This is a genomic window from Lentzea terrae (assembly GCF_003265345.1).
Lineage (GTDB): Bacteria > Actinomycetota > Actinomycetes > Mycobacteriales > Pseudonocardiaceae > Lentzea > Lentzea terrae.
Map to the genome: position 1 here is coordinate 70,444 of NZ_QFWW01000036.1, position 18,761 is coordinate 89,204.

At 68.1% G+C, this 18,761-nt stretch carries 19 protein-coding genes; 7 read left to right on the top strand and 12 right to left on the bottom strand.

Translation table 11 applies throughout. The features are described 5' to 3' along the window. The first annotated feature begins 69 nt into the window (after positions 1-69). Positions 70-1,578 (top strand): PucR family transcriptional regulator, encoded by a 1,509-nt coding sequence (locus DI276_RS44350; RefSeq protein WP_112275447.1) that lies wholly within the window; start codon positions 70-72, stop codon positions 1,576-1,578. On the opposite strand, the gene DI276_RS44355 is transcribed toward DI276_RS44350, so the two are convergent. From DI276_RS44355 to DI276_RS44390, 8 genes are read right to left on the bottom strand one after another with little or no spacing between them, the layout of a single operon-like run. Next, a complete protein-coding gene (locus DI276_RS44355) occupies positions 1,560-2,177 on the bottom strand; it encodes a YidC/Oxa1 family membrane protein insertase (RefSeq protein ID WP_112275449.1) in 618 nt (205 codons plus the stop codon). The two genes, DI276_RS44350 and DI276_RS44355, sit on opposite strands and share 19 nt — an antisense overlap. Before the next feature lie 40 nt (positions 2,178-2,217). Beyond that, positions 2,218-2,502: a DUF6412 domain-containing protein gene (locus tag DI276_RS44360; RefSeq protein ID WP_112275451.1), complete on the bottom strand. Its 285-nt coding sequence runs from the start codon at positions 2,500-2,502 to the stop codon at positions 2,218-2,220. 10 nt (positions 2,503-2,512) lie between these two features. Then, positions 2,513-3,232 (bottom strand): hypothetical protein, encoded by a 720-nt coding sequence (locus DI276_RS44365; RefSeq protein WP_112275453.1) that lies wholly within the window; start codon positions 3,230-3,232, stop codon positions 2,513-2,515. Further along, positions 3,229-3,786, bottom strand: coding sequence for an RNA polymerase sigma factor (locus DI276_RS44370; protein WP_112275455.1), 558 nt, complete (start codon positions 3,784-3,786; stop codon positions 3,229-3,231). Before DI276_RS44370 ends, DI276_RS44365 begins: the two co-directional genes overlap by 4 nt. A 46-nt stretch (positions 3,787-3,832) precedes the next feature. Then, the gene (locus DI276_RS44375; RefSeq protein ID WP_112275749.1) at positions 3,833-4,420 is read right to left on the bottom strand and encodes a nucleoside/nucleotide kinase family protein; all 588 of its coding nucleotides are present in this window, start codon (positions 4,418-4,420) and stop codon (positions 3,833-3,835) included. After that, complete coding sequence (locus tag DI276_RS44380; protein ID WP_112275457.1) at positions 4,417-4,959, bottom strand: DUF402 domain-containing protein; 543 nt, start codon at positions 4,957-4,959, stop codon at positions 4,417-4,419. The genes DI276_RS44375 and DI276_RS44380 overlap by 4 nt, the downstream gene beginning before the upstream one ends. Continuing rightward, entirely contained in the window at positions 4,937-6,211 is a 1,275-nt protein-coding gene (locus DI276_RS44385) for an FAD-dependent oxidoreductase (protein ID WP_112275459.1), read from the bottom strand. Before DI276_RS44385 ends, DI276_RS44380 begins: the two co-directional genes overlap by 23 nt. A gap of 57 nt (positions 6,212-6,268) precedes the next feature. Then, positions 6,269-7,642, bottom strand: a complete 1,374-nt coding sequence (locus DI276_RS44390; RefSeq protein ID WP_232837347.1) for a GAF domain-containing protein — start codon at positions 7,640-7,642, stop codon at positions 6,269-6,271. Positions 7,643-7,820: 178 nt separating this feature from the next. On the opposite strand from DI276_RS44390, the gene DI276_RS44395 reads away from it, so the two are divergent. Continuing rightward, positions 7,821-9,158: an aldehyde dehydrogenase family protein gene (locus DI276_RS44395; protein ID WP_112275463.1), complete on the top strand. Its 1,338-nt coding sequence runs from the start codon at positions 7,821-7,823 to the stop codon at positions 9,156-9,158. Here DI276_RS44395 and DI276_RS44400 read toward each other — a convergent pair whose 3' ends face one another. Then, positions 9,159-10,730 (bottom strand): beta-N-acetylhexosaminidase, encoded by a 1,572-nt coding sequence (locus DI276_RS44400; protein WP_332874759.1) that lies wholly within the window; start codon positions 10,728-10,730, stop codon positions 9,159-9,161. Between the two features lie 234 nt (positions 10,731-10,964). Then, positions 10,965-12,437, bottom strand: coding sequence for a CYTH and CHAD domain-containing protein (locus DI276_RS44405; protein WP_112275465.1), 1,473 nt, complete (start codon positions 12,435-12,437; stop codon positions 10,965-10,967). Positions 12,438-12,589: 152 nt separating this feature from the next. Here DI276_RS44405 and DI276_RS44410 point away from each other — a divergent pair, with 152 nt between their 5' ends. Genes DI276_RS44410 through DI276_RS44420 form a run of 3 tightly spaced genes read left to right on the top strand, consistent with a single transcriptional unit; the run spans position 12,590 to position 14,177 of the window. Next, positions 12,590-13,399, top strand: coding sequence for a hypothetical protein (locus DI276_RS44410; protein WP_112275467.1), 810 nt, complete (start codon positions 12,590-12,592; stop codon positions 13,397-13,399). Positions 13,400-13,434: 35 nt separating this feature from the next. Continuing rightward, complete coding sequence (locus tag DI276_RS44415) at positions 13,435-13,869, top strand: SRPBCC family protein (protein ID WP_112275469.1); 435 nt, start codon at positions 13,435-13,437, stop codon at positions 13,867-13,869. Beyond that, positions 13,866-14,177, top strand: coding sequence for an ArsR/SmtB family transcription factor (locus tag DI276_RS44420; protein WP_112275471.1), 312 nt, complete (start codon positions 13,866-13,868; stop codon positions 14,175-14,177). Before DI276_RS44415 ends, DI276_RS44420 begins: the two co-directional genes overlap by 4 nt. On the opposite strand, the gene DI276_RS44425 is transcribed toward DI276_RS44420, so the two are convergent. Together DI276_RS44425 and DI276_RS44430 are read right to left on the bottom strand one after the other, a co-directional pair. Continuing rightward, positions 14,155-15,696, bottom strand: coding sequence for an amidohydrolase (locus DI276_RS44425; RefSeq protein WP_198681283.1), 1,542 nt, complete (start codon positions 15,694-15,696; stop codon positions 14,155-14,157). The genes DI276_RS44420 and DI276_RS44425 overlap by 23 nt on opposite strands. A gap of 10 nt (positions 15,697-15,706) precedes the next feature. Further along, positions 15,707-16,957 (bottom strand): lysine N(6)-hydroxylase/L-ornithine N(5)-oxygenase family protein, encoded by a 1,251-nt coding sequence (locus tag DI276_RS44430; RefSeq protein ID WP_112275755.1) that lies wholly within the window; start codon positions 16,955-16,957, stop codon positions 15,707-15,709. Between the two features lie 93 nt (positions 16,958-17,050). Here DI276_RS44430 and DI276_RS44435 point away from each other — a divergent pair, with 93 nt between their 5' ends. Together DI276_RS44435 and DI276_RS44440 are read left to right on the top strand one after the other, a co-directional pair. After that, complete coding sequence (locus tag DI276_RS44435; RefSeq protein ID WP_112275473.1) at positions 17,051-17,998, top strand: methionyl-tRNA formyltransferase; 948 nt, start codon at positions 17,051-17,053, stop codon at positions 17,996-17,998. Positions 17,999-18,061: 63 nt separating this feature from the next. Beyond that, complete coding sequence (locus tag DI276_RS44440; protein WP_112275475.1) at positions 18,062-18,712, top strand: HNH endonuclease family protein; 651 nt, start codon at positions 18,062-18,064, stop codon at positions 18,710-18,712. Positions 18,713-18,761 lie beyond the last annotated feature (49 nt).

Below are 18,761 nucleotides of genomic sequence, written 5' to 3' on the forward strand. Positions count from 1 at the left end.
TCCGACGCTCTGTCCGCCTGTTGTGCGACCGGCCAAGATTCACCGGGTCAGATGTACGATCGAACAACCATGAGTCTTCGCCACATCCTGATCGCTCTGGGTGATCCACTCGTCGAACTGCAGGTCGCGCCCAACGGCCTGGAGGTCGACGTGCGCGATGTCGTGATCATGGACCCGGACGACCCGCCGGACGTGGCGGCCGGTGATCTCGCCTTGATCATCGGAGCTCGAGGTCGGGCCGCATTGCCGCTGATCAGAGCCGCCGGCAAGGCCAAGGCGGCCGCGGTGGCGGTGAAAGAAAGTTCGCAGGCTCTGGAACAGGCTGCGACCGATGCGGGCGTGGCGTTGCTCGAAGTCCGGCCGGAGGTCCGCTGGGGTCACTTGGAGTCGCTGGCCAAGGGCGTGCTCACGACCACCACCGACGACGGCGAGGTGCTCGGCGACCTGTTCGCGCTCGCGCAAACGATTGCCACCCTCACCGGCGGCATCGTCAGCATCGAGGACACCGCCAGTCGCGTCCTCGCCTACTCCCGCTCGTCCGACGAGGTCGACGAGCTGCGCCGGCTCTCGATCCTCGGCCGCCAGGGCCCGGAGCCGTACCTGAAGATGCTGCGCGAGTGGGGCGTCTACAACCTGTTGCGGTCGTCGGAAGAGGTCGTCCGCATCGACGAACGCCCGGAGCTCGGCATCCGCCGCCGCATCGCCGTCGGCATCCACGCGGGCACACAGCCGCTCGGTGCGATCTGGGTGCAGGAAGGCGACCAGCCGCTGACCGAACAGGCCGAACGGGCGTTGCTCGGCGCCGCCCGCGTCACCGCGCCGCACCTGATCCAGCAGCGCAACCAGCCGACGTCGCGGTTCCGCGAGAACCTCCTCGCCGCGCTGCTCACCGGCAGGATGGACGCGGCCACGGTCGCCGGCCAGATCGGCGCAGATCCGCAGAAGCCTGCCGCCGTCGTGGTTTTCGCGCTGCGCGGCGGTGAAGGCGACCGCAGTGAACACGAACTCCGCCGGGCCGAGATGACCGGCCTGATCTCCGTGCACGCGGCGGCGTACCGGCGCAGCGCGTTGGTGAGCGAGTCCGGCGGCCGCACCTACGTGCTGCTGCCCGACCTCGCCCCGAACGCCCAGCTCCTGAACCTGACAAGGGAAATCGTCACGACCGCACGACGGCACCTGCACACGTCCGTCCAGGCCGCGGTCGGCTCGACCGTGTCCACATTGGACGACGCGCAGATCTCCCGGCAGGAAGCCGAACGCGTGCTGGACGCGATGGCCCGCGACCTCGACGCCGAGGTGGCGACGCTGGCCGACGTCCGCTCACAGGTGCTGGTGAGCGAGATTCTCGCGCTGCTGCAGGACAACCCGCGGATCCGCGATCCCCGGATCGACGCGCTCGACCCTGAGCTCGCCAAGTCGCTGCTGGCCTACCTGGACGCGTTGGGCGACGTGCGCGCCGCTGCGGAACGGCTGCACGTCCACCCGAACACGTTGCGGTACCGGCTGAAGCGCATCGATCTCGACCTGGAGGACCCGCTCGTCCGGCTCGTCGCCCAGCTTCAGCTCAGGATGCGGTAGAGCAGCGCCCGTTCCGCGATCGTCCACGTCGTCGTGGTGAGCAGGTACAGCCCGGCGGCCAGCGGCAGGTACGCCGCCACCAGGATCGTGCCGAACGGCAGCACCTTGATCAGCCCGGTCATGAACCCCGGCGTCGGCGTCGTGGTCATCTGGGACTTCTGCCACCGCACGGTCAGGTACGCGACCACGGCGAGCAGACCGAACAGCGCGAAGAACACCCAGTCGAAAGTGCTCATGAAGTGAGCACTCAGCGAAACCCCGAAAATCGATCCCTCCAGAAGGGGGTTGGGGGTCGTCACGACCTGGTAGATGACCATGAAGAACGGGATCGTCGCGAGCATCGGCAGCATGCCCGCGAACATCGAGACGCCGTGCTTCTTGTAGACCTTCTGCGACTCCTCGGACATCCGCATGAGGTCCTTGCCGTACTTCTTCTGCAGCTTCTGGATCTCCGGGGCGAGCTTGGCCTTGGCCTTCTCGCCGCGCACGGCCGCGCGGTAGAGCGGGTGCAGCGCGAGCCGCACGGCGATGGTGAACAGCACGATGGCGAGCGCGGGCATGCCGAAGCTCGCCAGGGCAGCGCCCAGGTCAGCGAACAAGGGGTGTTTCTCCGTATCGAGTTGGGATCAGCGGGACGTGTCAGAACGTCCGGCATCCCGGTGCTCGAGGACGGGGCCTGCCTGCGGCGTCAGGGTTGCGCAGCCGCAGTTGAGCTGATCGTTGGGCTCGTTCCCGGATCGAGAGCGACCGCGCCGGTGCCACCGAGAGCGGCACCAGCGCGACGACCACGATCAACGCGAGGGCGAGCGCGGTCACGGCCGCGACGACCTCGGTCGGCGAGGAGAACAACGTGAAGGCGTAGAGGGCAGGCAGGAAGACCGCGAGCATCAGCATCGCTCGGTTCCTGGTCTCCGGCTGCCACATGCCTTGCAGACTACCGAACGCGAACCGGAATCGGGGCAGTCTGCAGAACGCCGCCTGCTTCGTCGTAAAGCCGGACGTACTTCGGCTTGCCCAAACTCGGCCACCACGCCACGACCCAGCCGTTGTCGGTGGTCGCGGTCACCTCCAGCCCGTCCTCGGTGCCGATGACCACCTTGCCGACCTTCGGGCTCACCCGGCCGGTCAGGAACTGCACGCTGCTGCCGGTGTTCACGTCGGTCATGCCCAGTTGCGGGGCGAAGTCGGCGAACAGCCGGTCGCCGAGCGGCTCGCGGCCCTTGACGTTCCCGCTTCCGCTCATGGCGACGCCTGTCGGCGTCCGCATGCACAGCGACGCGGACTGCGGACCCGTGTACAGCACCATCGTCATGTCTCCGCGCCAGTCGACGACCGACACCTCACGGGGGGCCGGCCAGTCCGGCCCGTTCACCCCCCTGTCCGCGTCATCCTGGTCGAGCCTCTTCCCGCAGTCCGCGAGCACGGGTGCCAGGTCGCCGGGCGCCCTCGGTTCAGCGGTCCACGACGCGTAGGCGTCCTGGTTCGTCGGGGTCCACAGCACCAGCGTCACGGCGACGGCGGCCACGAGAACCGTCGCGGGCACCGAGAAGCGCCACCACCGGCGGGACGGCTTCGAGCTGATCTCGTTCAGCAGTGCGTGCTTGCGGACCTGCAGCCGCATGGGGTCCAACTGCGGGATGTCGGGCTTGATCACAGTGCCTCCTCAACCAATGCGCCACGCACCGTGCGCTGGGCGCGAGCGAGTCGGGACTTCACCGTGCCGACCGGGATGCCGAGCACCTGGGCGATCTGCGCCTGGCTCAGGTCCGACCACGCGGACATCTCCAGCACCTCGCGGTCTCCGGCGGGCAGCTTCTCGAGCTCCGCGATCACCGCCCTGGTCTGCGTCTCCGCGTCCACCCGGCGAGCCACGTCATCGGCGTGGTCACCGTCCGGGTCAGGCAGCGGAACCTTGCCAAGCGCGGCCTTGTACCGCGTCCGGGAGCGTTGGTGGTTGCGGGTGACACCCAGTGCTACGCCGTACAGCCATGGCAACAGTGACCAGTCCTGGGACCCGTCGACCGTCACGGACTTGCGCTTCCGCCACGTCTCCATGAACACGACGGACATCAGGTCCTCGGCCACGGTCCACGCGCCGGTGCGGCGCAGGCAGTAGGCGAACACGGCTTGGGCGTGGCGTTCGAACAGCTGGCCGAACGCCGCGTCATCGCCGGTCCGGACCTGCCTCCAGAGTTCTTCGTCGGTCACGGACCCTCCTCTCTGCCCCGTCTATGTCCGCAGCAGGAGGAGTGGTTCACGACTCGACCAGACCCGGTCGGTCCGGGTGGTCGTAGCGGACGAAGAGGTCTGCCACCGGCTCGTAGTCGTCGAACGCCGGCAGGGTCCACTGTTCGGCCGTCTTGCGCTTCAAAGCGCCGGGGGAGAGCCACAGGTGGACGGTGAGTTCGGCTGGCAGCCAGCGGTCCAGCAGCAGGGTGCCGTCGACGATCACCACGCCGTTCTCCGGCACGTCGACGTACTCGGCGCGGCTGGCCCGGTCGGTGGCCGCGTTCCACAGCGACGGCAGCACCTTGCCGTCCAGCGCCGGGTCGAGGACCTCGCGCTGCAGGCCGCCCAGGTCGAACCAGTCGTGCCGGTACGAGTACGGGTCGGTGCGGCCGTGCTCCAGCCGCACCGACGCCGGCCGCAGGAAGTCCTCAGTGGACACGCGCTGGACCCAGCGACCCAAGGCGCGCAACGGTTCCACGACCGCGTCGGCGAGCTTGCCGGGTTCGGCCGCGGGCGCGCCGTCGACCAGCACACGAACCCGGCCCGGTAGTGCCGAAACCCGGTCGACGATCTCGGCGACGAGCGTGTCGAACGTCAGCGGGCGGACCTTCACGGATGCCAGTCCGCCCAGGCCGTGTCCCACCAGATGTCACCCGACGCGAGCATCTTCTCGATCTTCTGGCCTTCCGCGCGGATCGCCTCGGCTTCCTCCGCCGAGTACTTGCCGGAGGCGACCTGCTCCTCGAACTCGTCGAGGTCGCGCTGCTGCCACGTGCCGTCCGGGGCCAGCGTGTAGTCCAGCGCGTGGTCGAGCGTCTCGAACCCGTCCTCGGTGCGGCGGTAGGGCGCCTGCAGGTTCAGGTAGTAGTTGCCGAACACCCGGTCGTCGCCCTTCCAGAACAGGTCGACCGAGTACCCGTCGTCGGGCCGGTGCAGCATCAGCTTGCCGTGCCCGCGCCAGAACCCGCGTTCGGGCTTGTCCCACGGGTGCGGGTGGTGGTGGTCGGGGTAGGTGAGCCGGGTGCCCGGTTCCACGAACACCGCGAGCAGCCCCGGCTCGTCGACGACCACCCTGGTCGGCATCTCGGACCAGACCTTGCCGTGCAGCACCTCCCGCCGCACGACCACCTCACCCGGCGTGAACCACCTCATGCGCTGAATCTACGTGATCACGATCGGCCATGTCCCTGGCCATCATCCGGCGCTTGAGCGGGGGCAACGCGTTCGTGACCCGCAGGAACGTCCGCAGGAACGCCAGCACGACGCGGCCGATCACCGGCTTGTGGATCGCGCCGTTGCCGTCCATCTGCTCGCGCGACGACTGCACCGCCGCGAACCCGTACTCGATCATCTCCCGCTCGTACTCGGAGATCGCCTGCACGACGTCTTTGCCGTGGTGGGCTTCGGTGAGTTTGCGAGTGAGCAGTTCCGCGTCGCGCAACGCCGTGTTCGCCCCGATGCCGCGGCCCGGCGTCATCAGGTGGACCGAGTCGCCGATCATCGTGACGTTGCTCGACTCCCACGGCTGCACCGGCTCCGACGTGCGGACCTTGATCTGGAACGCGGTCTCGGGATCGCCGAGCCGGAAGAGCTCGCGCAGGTTCGGGTGGAACTTCGGCGTCATGTCCAGCACGACCTGCTTGAGCTGTTCCTGGCTCATGCCCTTCAGGTCCGGGAACTTGTCGTGCGAGGCCGCGTAGCCCCACATGATGTAGTCGTCTTCCACGCTTGCGTCTTCGAACCGCATCACGTGGATGATCACGAACGCGCCCTTCGGCCCGTACAGCAACGTGACGGCGCCGTCGGCCTGAGGCGGCAGCAGCTTCGCGTTCTCGGGCGTCAACGGCAGCTTGGCCGCGATCGTCGTGATGCCGCTGTCCACGACCTTGGCGTGCGGCAGGTACTGCTTGCGCACCTTGGACTGCGCGCCGTCCGCGCCCACCAGCACGTCACCGGTCTCGGAGGTGCCGTCGTCGAAGAACGCGGTGACGGTGCCGTCGTCGTTGCGGCTGAAGTGCGTGAACGTCTTGTCGAACCGGACGACGTCCTCCAGGCCGTTCAGCAGTGCCGTCCGCATCGCGATCCGGCTGACCGAGTTCTCGCGGTGGGCGGGGTTGCGGGCCTGCGGGATGTCGGCGACCAGCAACTCCTTGTACTTCTCGGTGCGCATGTTGATCCGGGTGGCCGGCCGGGCGGTGGTGCGGACGAACTCGGCGAACACGTCCGGCGGTAAGCAGCTGTGCAGCGCTTTGCTGCCGTCCGGGCTGATCCCGACCCGGTAGCCGATCAGCATGCTGCGCGGCGTGCGGTCGCGTTCGAACAGCGCCACGTCCACGCCGGCCTTCTTCAGCCCGTGCGCCAGGCACAGGCCGCCGGTCCCCGCTCCGATGATGAGTACGCGCATGTTTCCCCCTCAACTAAGTCTCTTAGTTGGGAAGATATTCAGTTGGCGAGACTCTTGTCAATCGTCCTGACTGAGTCTCCTCAGCCGCGCCGAGCCGACCGCGCGCCGCACGTCGTCCGCCGGAAGCAGCCTGACCAGCTGTTCCAGCGCCTCGACGTCGTGTTCGCCGGAGTCGGTCTGGGTGAACGTCCAGATCGCGTTCGCATCGCCGCGCGACAGGACGGCCTTGCGCACGCCGGTCGCGAGGTCGTCCCGCTCGGCCAGCACGACAGGTGCCTCGGAGCGGCGCAGCAGGGAGCCGCGGTACCTGCTCGCGGCCAGCGGCACGGCACCGTCCTTGAGCGCGGCCCGCACCGCCAGGAAGTCGGCCTCGACGTCGGCCGTGAGCCGGTACGGCCTGGTCGACAGCACGTCGGTGCCGAGCTGGGCGCGCAGCCGGTGCAGCTCGGCGCGCACGGTCGTGGGGTTGCCGCGCTCGCCGTAGAGCCGCAACGCCAGCTGGTCGGCGGTCAGCCTGCCGTGCAACGCCAGCGCGCACAGGATCTCGGCGTGTCTGAGCGAGATCGGCACCTCGCGGCCGTCGAGCACGACCTTGGGTTCGGGCAGCAGGAACGACAGCGACAGCACGGACCGTCTCACGTGCCGCTGCCGGGGAACTCTCAGCAGGTAGCCCTGGGCGAGCGTTTCCAGGACCGCTTCCCGGCCGTCCGGCAGCGTGACCCGGTCGCTGGACACGTCGACGCGCGCCGGCAGCAGTCCGTACGGCTCGACGGCGACGACCCGACCGGTGGGGCTGAGGAGGGCGCCCGGCTCGCCTCGCAGCGCGATCAGGTGCCGCATGTTGCGCGCCCGCAGCTCCTCGTCCTGCGCGTGCATCCTGGCGAGCATCTCGGACTCGGCGAGCCGGGCCGACGCGGACACCAGCGCCACCATCGAGGGGTGGACCGTCTCGATCGGGCCGCTGAGGTCGACGACACCGATCGTCGAGCCGGTGTCGGGGTCGCGGATCGGGCTCGCCGCGCACGTCCAGCGGTGGTAGGTGCGCACGAGGTGCTCGGCGGAGTGGACCGTGACGGCGGAGTTCACCGCCAGCGCGGTGCCCATGCCGTTCGTGCCGGCCGCGCCCTCCGACCAGCACGTTCCCTCGGCCAGGCCGACGTCCTCCGCGCTGCCGCGAGTGCTCCGGTCGCCCTCGCACCACAGGATGTGGCCCTGGGCGTCCGCGACGATCATGATGTGCTTGGCCTCTTCCGCGAAGCCCAGCAGCGTTTCGCGCAGCACCGGCAGGCTCGGGTGCAGCGGGTGCCGTTCGCGAAGATCGGGCAGCTCGTCCGCGGCGAACACCGTGGGCGCGGTGTGCAGGTCGGGATCCACGTTGGCGGCCAGTGACCGTTGCCACGACGCGGAAATCACCGAGCGTGGCAAATCCACCGTGCGAGTACCACTCAACACGGCATCTCTGACGCGACTCAGCAACAGTGCGTGTTGCCCGGGGTCGTGGGTCACTGATCCATCCACGGCTTGCAACGAGCATGCAACGTTCTGCGGCCTACTTTCTCATTTCCCCCACACCGATCTTGCAGCAGGCCTCCTAAACCACGGAGTGAGAATGACGCAGTACGCGGCACCGGGTCAGCCCGGCAGCGTGGTCGCGTACCGGCCGAGGTACGACCACTTCATCGGCGGCGACCACGTGCCGCCCGTCTCCGGCGAGTACGTCGAGAACGTCACACCGGTGACCGGTGAGGTCTTCACGGAGGTCGCCCGCGGCACCGACGCCGACCGTGCGCGTGCCCTGCATGCAGCCAGCGGCGCCGCACGCGCGTGGGGGAGCACCACGGCTCGTGAGCGCGCCACGGTCCTGTGCGAGATCGCCGACCGGGTGGAGGAGCACGCGACCGAGCTCGCGGTCGCCGAGACGTGGGACAACGGCAAGCCGGTCCGCGAGGCCCTGGTCGCCGACGTGCCGTTGCTGATCGAGCAGTTCCGCCAGTTCGCCGCCGTCATCCGCACCGAGGTGGGCGAGGTCGAGCAGCTCGGCCGCAACACCTGCGACTACCGCTCGTTCCAGCCGCTCGGCGTCGTGCACGAACGACTTTCGTGGACGTTCCCGCTGCTGAACGCGGGCCGCGTGCTCGCACCCGCGCTGGCCGCGGGCAACGCCGTCGTGCTGGAGCCCGCGCCGCAGACGCCGGCGTCGATCCACGTGCTCCTCGGCGTGATCGCCGACCTGCTGCCGCCCGGTGTGGTGAACGTGATCACCGGATCGGATGAGCCCCGTGTTGTCCCGGGCCGCTGCCCCAACATCTTCTTCGCCGACGTCACGGCCCAGCGCGACAACTTCCTGGACAAGGCCCTCGAAGGCTTCGCGATGTTCGCGGCCAACCAGGGCGAGGTCTCCACGGCCCCGTCGCGCGCACTGATCCAGACCGCGATCTACGAGGAACTGCTGCACCTGGCGACGGTCCGCACCGAGCAGTTGCGGGTGGGCGACCCGCTCGACACCGACACCATGGTCGGCGCGGTCGTGTCGCTGGAGCAACGCGACCGGGTGCTCGCGTACATCGAGCGCGGCAAGGCCGAAGGCGCGCGCCTGGTGACCGGCGGCGAGGCCTCCGGCCACTACGTCCAGCCCACGATCTTCGAGGGTGATCACCGTTCCGCCGTGTTCGCCGACGCCGTGCTCGGCCCGGTCGTCTCGGTGACGAGGTTCGACGACCGCGACGACGCGGTGAAGATCGCCAACGAGACGGCGCACCAGCTCGGCGCCGGCGTCTGGTGCCGCGACGTCGCCCTGGCGCACAACATCGGCCAGGAGCTCACCGCCGAGCGGGTGTGGGTCAACAACTACTACGCGTACCCGGCGAACACCGCAGTGCTCGCCGAGTACCGCCGCGCGAAGCACCTGCTGGTCAGCTACTCCGACCGTGCGCAGGGCTACTTCTGATCACTTCTTCCAGGGCACCTGGCTGCTCGCGTAGTAGTTGATGCCCTGGATCTTCCAGCGCGGTCCCTGCGCGCCCAGGCGCGGGGCGAAGCGGTCCCAGTTGTGGTTCGCGGCCGTCGACCAGCCGAGCTCGGCGGCCACCGGAAGTCTGGGGAACGCCATCTGCTCGATGTCGGCGTTGGTCTTGATGGTCTCCGTCCACAGTGGAGCCTCAACGCCGCGGACGCTCGCTTCTGACACGCCGTTCAGGTACGCGCCGGGGTTCCAGCTGTAGGCGTCCTTGACCTCGACGTAGCCCGCCCAGTTCAGGCCGAGCTTGGTGTTCTTGTCGTACTTCATGTCGAGGTAGATCCGGTTCGCCGGCGACATCAGCACCTTGTTGCCGCGCTGGGCCGCCGCGGCGACGTTCGCGTCGGACGTCGCCGTGCCCCAGAACTGCGGGATCACCGCGGTGTCCGTGGTGGTCTTGATGAACTCGTGCCAGCCCGTGGTGACCTTGCCGTACTTCTTGACGATCGGCAGCACCCGGTTCATGAACTTGACGTAGTCGGCGTCGGGGGTGGAGTGCGCCTCGTCGCCGCCGATGTGGAAGTACGGGCCGGGGGTGATCGCTGAGACCTCCCTGACCACGTCCTCCACGAACTTGTAGGTGATCTCCTTGTTGATGCACAGGCTGGAGAAGCCGACTTCCGTGCCGGTGTACAGGGGGCGCTTCTTGCCGTCGCAGTTCAGTTCGCCGTAGCTCGCCTGGGCCGCGTTGGTGTGGCCCGGCATGTCGAACTCGGGGATGACCGTGATGCCGCGGTTGGCTGCGTATGTGACCAGGTCCTTGTACTGGTCCTGGGTGTAGTACAGGTTGCCCTTGCGGCCGCCTACCTCTGTGCTGCCGCCGATCTTGGTCAGGTCTGGCCAGCTTTTGATTTCCAGGCGCCAGCCCTGGTCGTCGGACAGGTGGAGGTGGAAGTAGTTGATTTTGAACGCTGCGATTTGGTCTATGTAGCGCTTTACCTGGTCCGGGGTGAAGAAGTGGCGGCTCACGTCCAGCATCGCGCCGCGGTGGTGGTACCTCGGGTGGTCCAGGATGCTTGCCCCTGGGACTGGCCACGGGCCTGGCTGTTTGGTCTTGGCTTCTGACTTGGCTGGTAGGAGTTGGCGCAGGGTTGAGATGCCGTTGAAGTGGCCTGCTGGTGAGTTGGCTCGGATGACTACCTGTTTGGGGGTTACGTCCAGTTGGTAGCCCTCTTGGCCTACTTTTTGGTCTGCGCCGGTTAGGAGGACTATGCCGTTGCCGTCGCCTGTTATGCCGTCGGTGATCGGGAGTGGGAAGCCGGTTGACGGGCGGAGGATTCCGGCCAGAAGTTCTGCTGGCTTGCGGGCTGCTGGGGTGCCCAGTTGGATCTTGGCGGCTGCGGTGAGGGTGTAGGTGATGTCTGCTCTGGGGTGGAGCTGTACTGGTTGGGGGACCAGTTCTTGTAGTGAGGTTGCGGCTGTTGCCGGGGGTGTGGTCACCAGTACTCCTGAGGCGGCGATCGCCAGCGCCGCTAGTGCTGTCCGCACTCGTTGATAGTTCACGCCAATCCTCCAGGGCAAGGCGGGGCCTTGTGGGGTGGCGGCGAGAGGTTCACGGTTTCAGGCGGGCTGGTGGGGTGTCAAGGTTCAGACCAATTGGTTCGCCGGGCCGTCCGCCGTTCCGGCGTGGGCGCGCCGGTTGCGGTAGGTGACGGGGACCCGCCCGCACCGCGTTCAAGCGTTCAAGCGCCTCGGCTGCGCCATCGGGTCACCTCGCCTTCGGCATTGGCTTGAGGTCTAGAGGTGCTCCTTGCTCAGCTTTTGCCACAGGGTCGGGAGTTCGGCTTCCGTTTTGTGGGCGAGTTCTACTTCCCTGCCGTAGAGCAGGCCGAAGGTGAAGCCGTTCTCGTCACCACGGCCCAGTTCCAGGAGGACGGGGCGGGCCACCACCGAGTCCTGGTGCTCGCCCAGGAGTGTTTGGACGTCCTTGGCGCGCTTGCGGAGTGCCTTGGCGTGCTTGCCCAGGGCGGGCTCGGCCACTTCCGCCGAGTAGCGGAGGCGTTTGGCTGCCTTGCGGGCCTCGTGCAGCGGTTCGTCGCTGTCACTGGTCGCAAGAGCGGCTTCGACGCGCACGTCCAGGCGGTGCCTGGCTTTCTCGACGAGCTTGGGAAGTACGTCCTTGGCCTTGCCCGACGCCGAGGACGTGAGAGGAGGATCGGCGAGCAGCGCGTCGATCGAATTGAGCAAGGAGAAGTAGCGCTTGTCGTCTAGGGCTGCCACGGATGCCTTGTGCGCCTTGGCTTCCAGCGGTGCGAAGTGACGAGTCATGCGGGCGGCGACGTCGCCGAGCACTACCTCTGGCGGGAGGGAGTGCAGGGCGTCTTCGAAGCGCATGCGGAGTACTTCCAGGTCGCGGGAGGTGCCGAGGACGGAGGCGAGCCACTTCAGTTCGTCGGTGAGCGTGCGGGTGGCTTCGCGGTCGATGAGTTTGCCGAAGGCCTGGAGGGCCGAGCGCATGCGGCGGGTGGCTACGCGCATTTGGTGGACGGCGTCGTCTTCGTTGCGGCGGACTCGGGGGTCCTGGTTTTGCAGGGCCGCGCGTTGTTCGTGGAGGTAGGCGAGGACCACTTCGCCTGCGGTGGATTTTTTGGTGATGGAGGGGATGGCGTCTCGCTTGACGCCGATCACCTGGGAGAGCTTGGACTTCGAGGAGGAAGGGGTGATGCCTGCGGCGCCGAGGTGTTGTTCGACGGTGTCCAGGAGCTTGCGGGTGCCGCCTTCGCCCAGTTCCACTTCGATCTCGCGCCAGGAGGTGGTGGTGGTCGACGAGCCCATGGTTTGGGCGGTGACCACGTCGTCCACCACTTCGGCGAGGAGTTCGCCGTTGCCGTTGGTCAGTTGCCAGCGGCGGCGGTTGGTGCGGATTTCGGCCACCGGGGTCAGGCCTGAGCCTCGGGTGTGGGCTCGGACCAGGGAGGAGAGGTCCTTCGGGGGCTGTTTCACCGCGCGGCCGAGGGGGACTCGGACTTCCTGGCGGGAGTCTTCGCCTGCGGGGAGTTTGAGGTGCCAGCCTTCGTCTTCGCCGCCCACTCGGCGGCGCAGGGTCACGCCGGCTCGGGCCAGGCGGTAGTCGTCGGTGTCGAAGTACGTGGCTTCCAGGTCGAACTCCTCCGGGCCGGTCGCCACGCCGGTGATCTCAGTGAGATCCGGCAGACTCGCGTCCGATGGGGCCTCGTACTTGCGTTCGGTTTCAGTAACAGAGGTCGCCATTTACTAGTAATACCTCGTTTTGTCGCTGTTCACCCACTGTGGTGACGGTGCGTTAGGGGTGGTTGCCTCGGGCGGGCGGACTTTGACCTCGAACGCGTGAAGTTGGTGGTGATCGCCTTGGCCGGGTTTGGAGTGTCCGGTTCGCTGGTCGGGTGCCCACGGAGAAGGAACGGCTTGACGTGGTCGAGCCGCAGGTCGCCACGTTGATCAGTCACGTCGGTCAGCTCTCGGCTGAACTCGAACGCGTCACCGCTCGGTTGACGGTGTTGGAGCGGCGGTTGTCGGGGGCCGGTGACGGGCCGCTGGTGGATCTTGACGCGGTGGCCGGTGACGTCAAGCCGCTGGTGGAGGCGTTGCGCAAGGCGTGGGACGCGGAGCAGGAGATCCTCGCCGATCCCGCTCGGGTCGAGCTCAGGCAGGAAGTGCTCGAGTTCGACGGGCTCAAGGCGCGCCGGGACGAGGCGCGGTCCAAGTTGGACGGTGGGCGGGTGCCGCGGTTCGAGCGGGACGCGCTTTCGCACGAGGTTCGGCAGATGGAGTGGCTGATCAACGCCAATGAGGCGAGCGCGAAGAGGGCCGCCGAGCGGTTGGAGGCCGACGAGGAGGCTGCCGCCGAGGAGTGGCGCACCGAGGCCGTGCTCGCGGGGGACAAGGCTCGCGGCGAGATCAAGGACGCGGCGGCGCGGCGGATCTCGGAGGCGCTCGGGCAGTACGCGCGCATGCCGGTGTGGTTCCGGGTGGGGCTGGGGGAGATCCCGACGCCCGACCCGTCGTTCTGGCTGGAGTCGGCGATCGCGGTGCTCGCGTACCGGCTGGAGTACGGGGTGACGGACGCGGTCACGCCGCTGGGTGCGCCGCCGTCTGCGTCGAGCGGGTGTCAGAACTGGGCGCGCCGGACGAACGTGCACGCGGACATCACCGACCGGCTCACCACGCTGGCCGCCACGTTCCACCTGCAGTAGTCTTTTCTGCAACCGAGCGGTTGCAGGAGGGCTCGATGGACCGGATCGAACGCGACGTGCTGATCAACGCGTCGCCGCAACGGGTGTGGGCCGCGCTGACGTCGGCCGAGCACCTCGGCACGTGGTTCGGGGACGCGGGCGCGACGGTGTCGCGGCTCGAGGCCGGTGGTGAGGTCACGCTCACGTGGGCCGAGCACGGCACCGGGCGTGCGATCATCGAGAAGGTCGAGCCCGAGTCGTTCTTCTCGTGGCGCTGGTCCGGTCCGCTCGGGCCGGATCCGGTGCCCGGCAACGCGACGCTGGTCGAGTTCACGCTCACGCCGCAGGACGGCGGCACGTTGCTGCAGGTCGTGGAGAGCGGGTTCACGCAGCTCGACCTGCCGTCGGAAGAGCAGGAGCGCTACGCGTCCGGCAACGTCGACGGCTGGGGCCACGAACTCGACGAGCTGCGGGAGTACCTGGAGAAGTGAGTCAGGTCGATGATGTCTTGGCCGCGCTTGCCGATCCGATGCGCAGGCGGATCCTCGACCTGGTCGCGGCCAAGGGGGCGGTGTCGGCGTCGGCGCTCGCGAACGAGCTGCCGGTGAGCCGGCAGGCGATCGTGAAGCACCTGGCCGTGCTGGAGAAGGCCGGGCTGGTGGCGTCCGAGCGGGCCGGCCGGGAGAACAACTTCTCCGTGCGGTCCGATGCGCTGGACGCCACCGCCACCTGGATGGCCTCGCTGGCCTCGCAGTGGGACAAGCGGCTGGCCGCGATCAAGAAGATCGCTGAGGCATGAGGTTGCCGCCGACCATGGTGGCCAGCACGGGAATGTCCGCGATCGCGTCGCTCGTGCGCGGGTCGTCGCCGAGCACCACGAGGTCCGCGAGCTTGCCCGGCGTGAGGCTGCCCAGCACGTGCTCCTTGCGGCACGCGTAGGCGCTGCCGAGCGTGTACGCGCGGATCGCCTCCTCGACGGTGATCGCCTCGTCCGGTCCGATCGCCCGGCCGCCGGAAGAGCGCCGCCGCACCATGAACTCGATGGCGCGCAACGGTGATCCGTCCGCGACCGGCCGGTCCGAGCTGCCCGCGACGGTGATCCCGTGGTCGAGGAACGACCGCCCGCGGTACATCCAGGGCGCCCGGTGCGAACCCATGATCTCGCTGTAGTCGTCGCCGTACGACCACAGGAAGGTGGGCTGGACGACCGGTATCAGCCCGAGAGCCGCGATCCGTTCGAGTTGGTCGGGACGCACCAGGCCGCAGTGCTCGATCCGATGCCGCGCGTCTTCGCGTGGTCGTTGCCGTTGCGCCTCCGCCACGGCGTCCAGCGTGAAGTCGATCGCGCGGTCGCCGATCGCGTGGATGGCGAGCTGCCAGCCGGCGTGGTGCCCGTCGACGATCGCCGCCCGCATGAACTCCTCGGACTCGGCGAGCTGCCCGGAGTTGGCGGTGCCGGTGTAGGGCTCGGACAACGCGGCCGTGCGCGCGATCATCCCGCCGTCGGTCCAGAGCTTCATCGCGCCGAGCGACAGCATGTCGTCGCCGAACCCGGTGTGCAGGCCGAGGTCGATCGCCCGCGGGATCCGGTCCGCAGGGTCGGCGGCGACGTCGTGCAGGACGTACGCGGAGGCCATGAGCTGCACGCGGATCGGCAGCTGAGCGCGTTGATACGCGGCCGCTTCCAGTGGGCTGCTGGCGATCAGGCCCGCGCCGATGCCCGCCTCCGCGCACATCGTCACGCCCTCGGCCAGCACCTGCCGTGCGCTCTCGTGCAGGTCGCCGATGATCTCCTCGATCGAGTGCGGCAGCCGCAACGACCGCGCGGCCAGCTGCTCGTTCTCGGTCAGCCAGCCGTCGCTGGTGATCTCCGGAAGCTGGTTCAGCACCACGGTGTTCACCACGCACGCGTGCCCGGAGATGTCCGCGAGGTAGAGCGGCCGATCGCCGGTGACCGGGTCGAGGTCGGCGGCGGTGAGCGGCCGGTCCATGATCCGCCGGTCGTAACCGGACGCCTCGATCCAGCCCGCACCCGGTGCGTCGGCCAGGCGTTCGACGACCTGGGCGACGGTCTGGAGTCCGGTCACATCGACGGTCCGGCGGGTGCGGCCGTTCCACGCGAGATGCGTGTGGGCGTCGATGAAACCGGGCAGCACCACGGCGTTGCCGAGGTCGACGGTCTCTGCGGCCGGCAGGTCCGCGACCTGCTCGTCCAGCCCGGCGATGCGGCCCTGCCAGATGCCGATCGTGTGTGCGGCGGGCCGTGCCGGGTCCATCGTGAGGGCCCGGCAGCCCGTCAGTTTGAGATCGAGTTTCACCCAGTAAGTCTCATGCGGTCGCGAGGACCGGCACAGGAGTGTTGGTCAGCACGGAAGCCAGGATCTCACCTGAACGCACCGCGACGTTGGACAAGAGCGACGACGTGATGCCGTGTGTGTGCTCGGTGCCGCCCTGCAGGTAGATGCCACCGCGCAACGACGACTGCACGCGGTAGTCCCGTCCCACGACCAGGCGACCTTCCTCGTCGCGTGCGCAGGTGTTGTCGAGCGAACCGAGAACCGGCGCGGCCTCGTCGTAGCCGGTCGCGAGCAGCACGACGTCGGCGTCGAGGACCTCCTGCTCGCCGGTGACGAGCGACTGGACCACCGCACGCGCGCCGCTCGCCGACTCCTCGATGGCGACCAACCGGGTCATCTTCATCATCTTGAGCCGCTCGACGCCGAGCACCTTCTCCCGGTACACGGTGCGGTAGAGCTGCGCGATGAGGTCGACGTCCACCACCGAGTAGTTCGTGTTGCGGTGGTAGCCCATCAACTGCTGCTTCACGGCGTCCGGTGCGTCGTAGTAGTGGTCGACGGCTTCGGGGTCGAAGATGCGGTTCGCGAACGAGGTGTCGTCGGCGGGGGAGTAGCCGTAACGCGAGAAAACCGAGCACACCTCGGCATCCGGGAACTCGCGGTGCAGGTACGCCACGGCCTCCGCGGCGCTCTGCCCGGCGCCCACGACGACGCAGCGCTTCGGGTCCTGGAGCTCGCCGACGCGGTGCAGGAACTGGCTGTTGTGCCACACGCGGTCCGACAGCTCGACGCCGTCCGGCACGGTGGGCCGCAGTCCGGTGGCGAAGACGAGGTTCCGGGCGTGGTACACGTCACCAGTGGCCGTTGTCACCTCGAACAGGTCGTCCTGGATCGCTTTCACGCCAACGGCTTCCGTGCCGTAGGCGACCAGGTCGTCGACCTGCGCCGCGGCCCACTCGAAGTAGTCGTGGAACTCGACGCGCAGCGGGAACAGGTTCTTGTGGTTCACGAAGTCGACGAGCCGGCCGCGGTCGCGCAGGTAGCAGAGGAACGAGAAGCGGCTGGCCGGGTTCCGCATGGTGACCAGGTCCTTGAGGAACGACACCTGCATGGTGGCGTCGTCGAGCAGCATGCCCCGATGCCAGCCGAACGTGTCCTGCCGTTCGAGAAACACCGCGGTGACAGGGGTTTCGGCCTGCTCGTTGTGCTCGGTCAGAGCGACCGCGAGCGCCAGGTTCGAGGGGCCGAACCCGATACCGACGATGTCGTAGATCGGATGCATGAGCACCGAACTTAGGCCAGCCTAAGCTCTCCTGGCAAGCCGTCAGTTAGGTTAGCCTGACCGTATCTCGCCGGAGTGAAGGAGGACACCCCCATGAGGGTCGTCATGTTCGGGTTCCAGACCTGGGGGCATCGCACCCTGCAGGCACTTTTGGCGTCCGAGCACGAGGTCGTCCTGGTGGTGACCCATCCGTGCGGTGAGGGCGCCTACGAGAAGATTTGGAGCGATTCCGTCGAGGACCTGGCCCGCGAGAACGGCATCGAGGTCGTCATCCGCGAGCGCCCGGAGGACCAGGAGCTGCTCGACCGGCTCAAGGCGGCCGACCCGGACGTGATCGTCGCCTGCAACTGGCGCACCTGGATCCCGCCGCAGGTCTTCGCGCTGCCCAAGCGCGGCACGTTGAACGTGCACGACTCGCTGCTGCCGAAGTACGCGGGCTTCTCGCCGTTGATCTGGGCGCTGCTCAACGACGAGAAGGAAGTCGGCGTGACGGCCCACATGATGGACGACACGCTCGACGCCGGCGACATCGTGCTGCAGCGCTCGGTCCCGGTGGGCCCGCGCGACACGACGGCCGACCTCTTCGCCAAGACGCTGGAGCTGTTCGGCCCCATCACGGTCGACGGCCTCGCCGAGATCGCGTCCGGCCGCACGGACTTCGTCAAGCAGGACCGTTCGCAGGCTTCGTTCTTCCACAAGCGCGCCGAGGAAGACCTGCGCATTGACTGGACCTGGACCGCCGAGGAGCTGGACCGCCTGGTGCGCGCGCAGTGTGCGCCGTACCCGAGCGCGTTCTGCTTCCACCGCGGCCAGCGCCTGGAGATCATCGAGGCGGACGTCTCGGAGGCCGTCTACGGCGGCACTCCCGGCCGGATCTTCTACCGCGAGGGCGACGGCGTGGCGGTCGTCGCCGGTGCCGAAGCCCGGCGCGGACGCAGCAAGGCGTTGCTGGTCAAGAGGGTTCGCACCGCCGACGGCGTGGAGTTCAAGGCGCACGAGTACTTCAAGCACATGGGCGGATACCTGACGTCGCGTCCGTGACGCCGACACGCGGATCGCGGGCCGGGTGACCGGTCCGTGATCAGCATGGTCGATCATTGGCGCATGAATCGCGCGGCGGTGACGTCACTTGTGGTCTTCGTGCTGCTCGTGGCACTCGGCTGGTACCTCTCGGAACTCCAGTCCTCCAAGGAAAATCCGCCGTCGACGCCGGCTCCCACCGGGTCCGCTCCGGCCGGTTCGTCCGATCTCGGCGCCCTGAAGATCGCGCCGGAGGGCAAGATGGCCGGCTACAGCCGCGACCGCTTCCCGCACTGGGCCTCGCAGGGAAACTCCTGCGACACCAGGGAGATCGTGCTGCAGCGCCAGGGCACCGACGTGAAGTCCGACAAGGACTGCAAAGCCGTCTCCGGCACCTGGAACAGCGTCTACGACAACGTGGTGATCAAGGACGCCGGCGACGTGGACATCGACCACATGGTGCCGCTCGCCGAAGCCTGGCGCTCCGGCGCGGACAAGTGGACCGACGACGAGCGCAAGGCGTTCGCCAACGACCTCGGCGGCATCCAGCTGCTGGCCGTGACGGCGAAGTCCAACCGCGCCAAGGGCGACCAGGACCCGGCGAAGTGGAAGCCACCGGCCCAGACCTACTGGTGCACGTACGCCCAGTACTGGATCTCGGTGAAGATCACCTACAAGCTGACCGCCGACCAGGCGGAGCACGACGCGCTGGCCTCGATGCTCAAGGCGTGCTGATCACCGTGACGGTGATCGGCTCGGTGAGGCCGAGTTTGTGCACCAACGC

Coding starts and splice junctions, on each gene's coding strand:
- DI276_RS44415 (WP_112275469.1), top strand. CDS start 13,435: ATGGACCGGATCGAACGCGACGTGCTGATCAACGCGTCGCCGCAACGG.
- DI276_RS44430 (WP_112275755.1), bottom strand. CDS start 16,957: ATGCATCCGATCTACGACATCGTCGGTATCGGGTTCGGCCCCTCGAAC.
- DI276_RS44360 (WP_112275451.1), bottom strand. CDS start 2,502: ATGTGGCAGCCGGAGACCAGGAACCGAGCGATGCTGATGCTCGCGGTC.
- DI276_RS44405 (WP_112275465.1), bottom strand. CDS start 12,437: ATGGCGACCTCTGTTACTGAAACCGAACGCAAGTACGAGGCCCCATCG.
- DI276_RS44440 (WP_112275475.1), top strand. CDS start 18,062: ATGAATCGCGCGGCGGTGACGTCACTTGTGGTCTTCGTGCTGCTCGTG.
- DI276_RS44385 (WP_112275459.1), bottom strand. CDS start 6,211: ATGCGCGTACTCATCATCGGAGCGGGGACCGGCGGCCTGTGCCTGGCG.
- DI276_RS44380 (WP_112275457.1), bottom strand. CDS start 4,959: ATGAGGTGGTTCACGCCGGGTGAGGTGGTCGTGCGGCGGGAGGTGCTG.
- DI276_RS44350 (WP_112275447.1), top strand. CDS start 70: ATGAGTCTTCGCCACATCCTGATCGCTCTGGGTGATCCACTCGTCGAA.
- DI276_RS44435 (WP_112275473.1), top strand. CDS start 17,051: ATGAGGGTCGTCATGTTCGGGTTCCAGACCTGGGGGCATCGCACCCTG.
- DI276_RS44395 (WP_112275463.1), top strand. CDS start 7,821: ATGACGCAGTACGCGGCACCGGGTCAGCCCGGCAGCGTGGTCGCGTAC.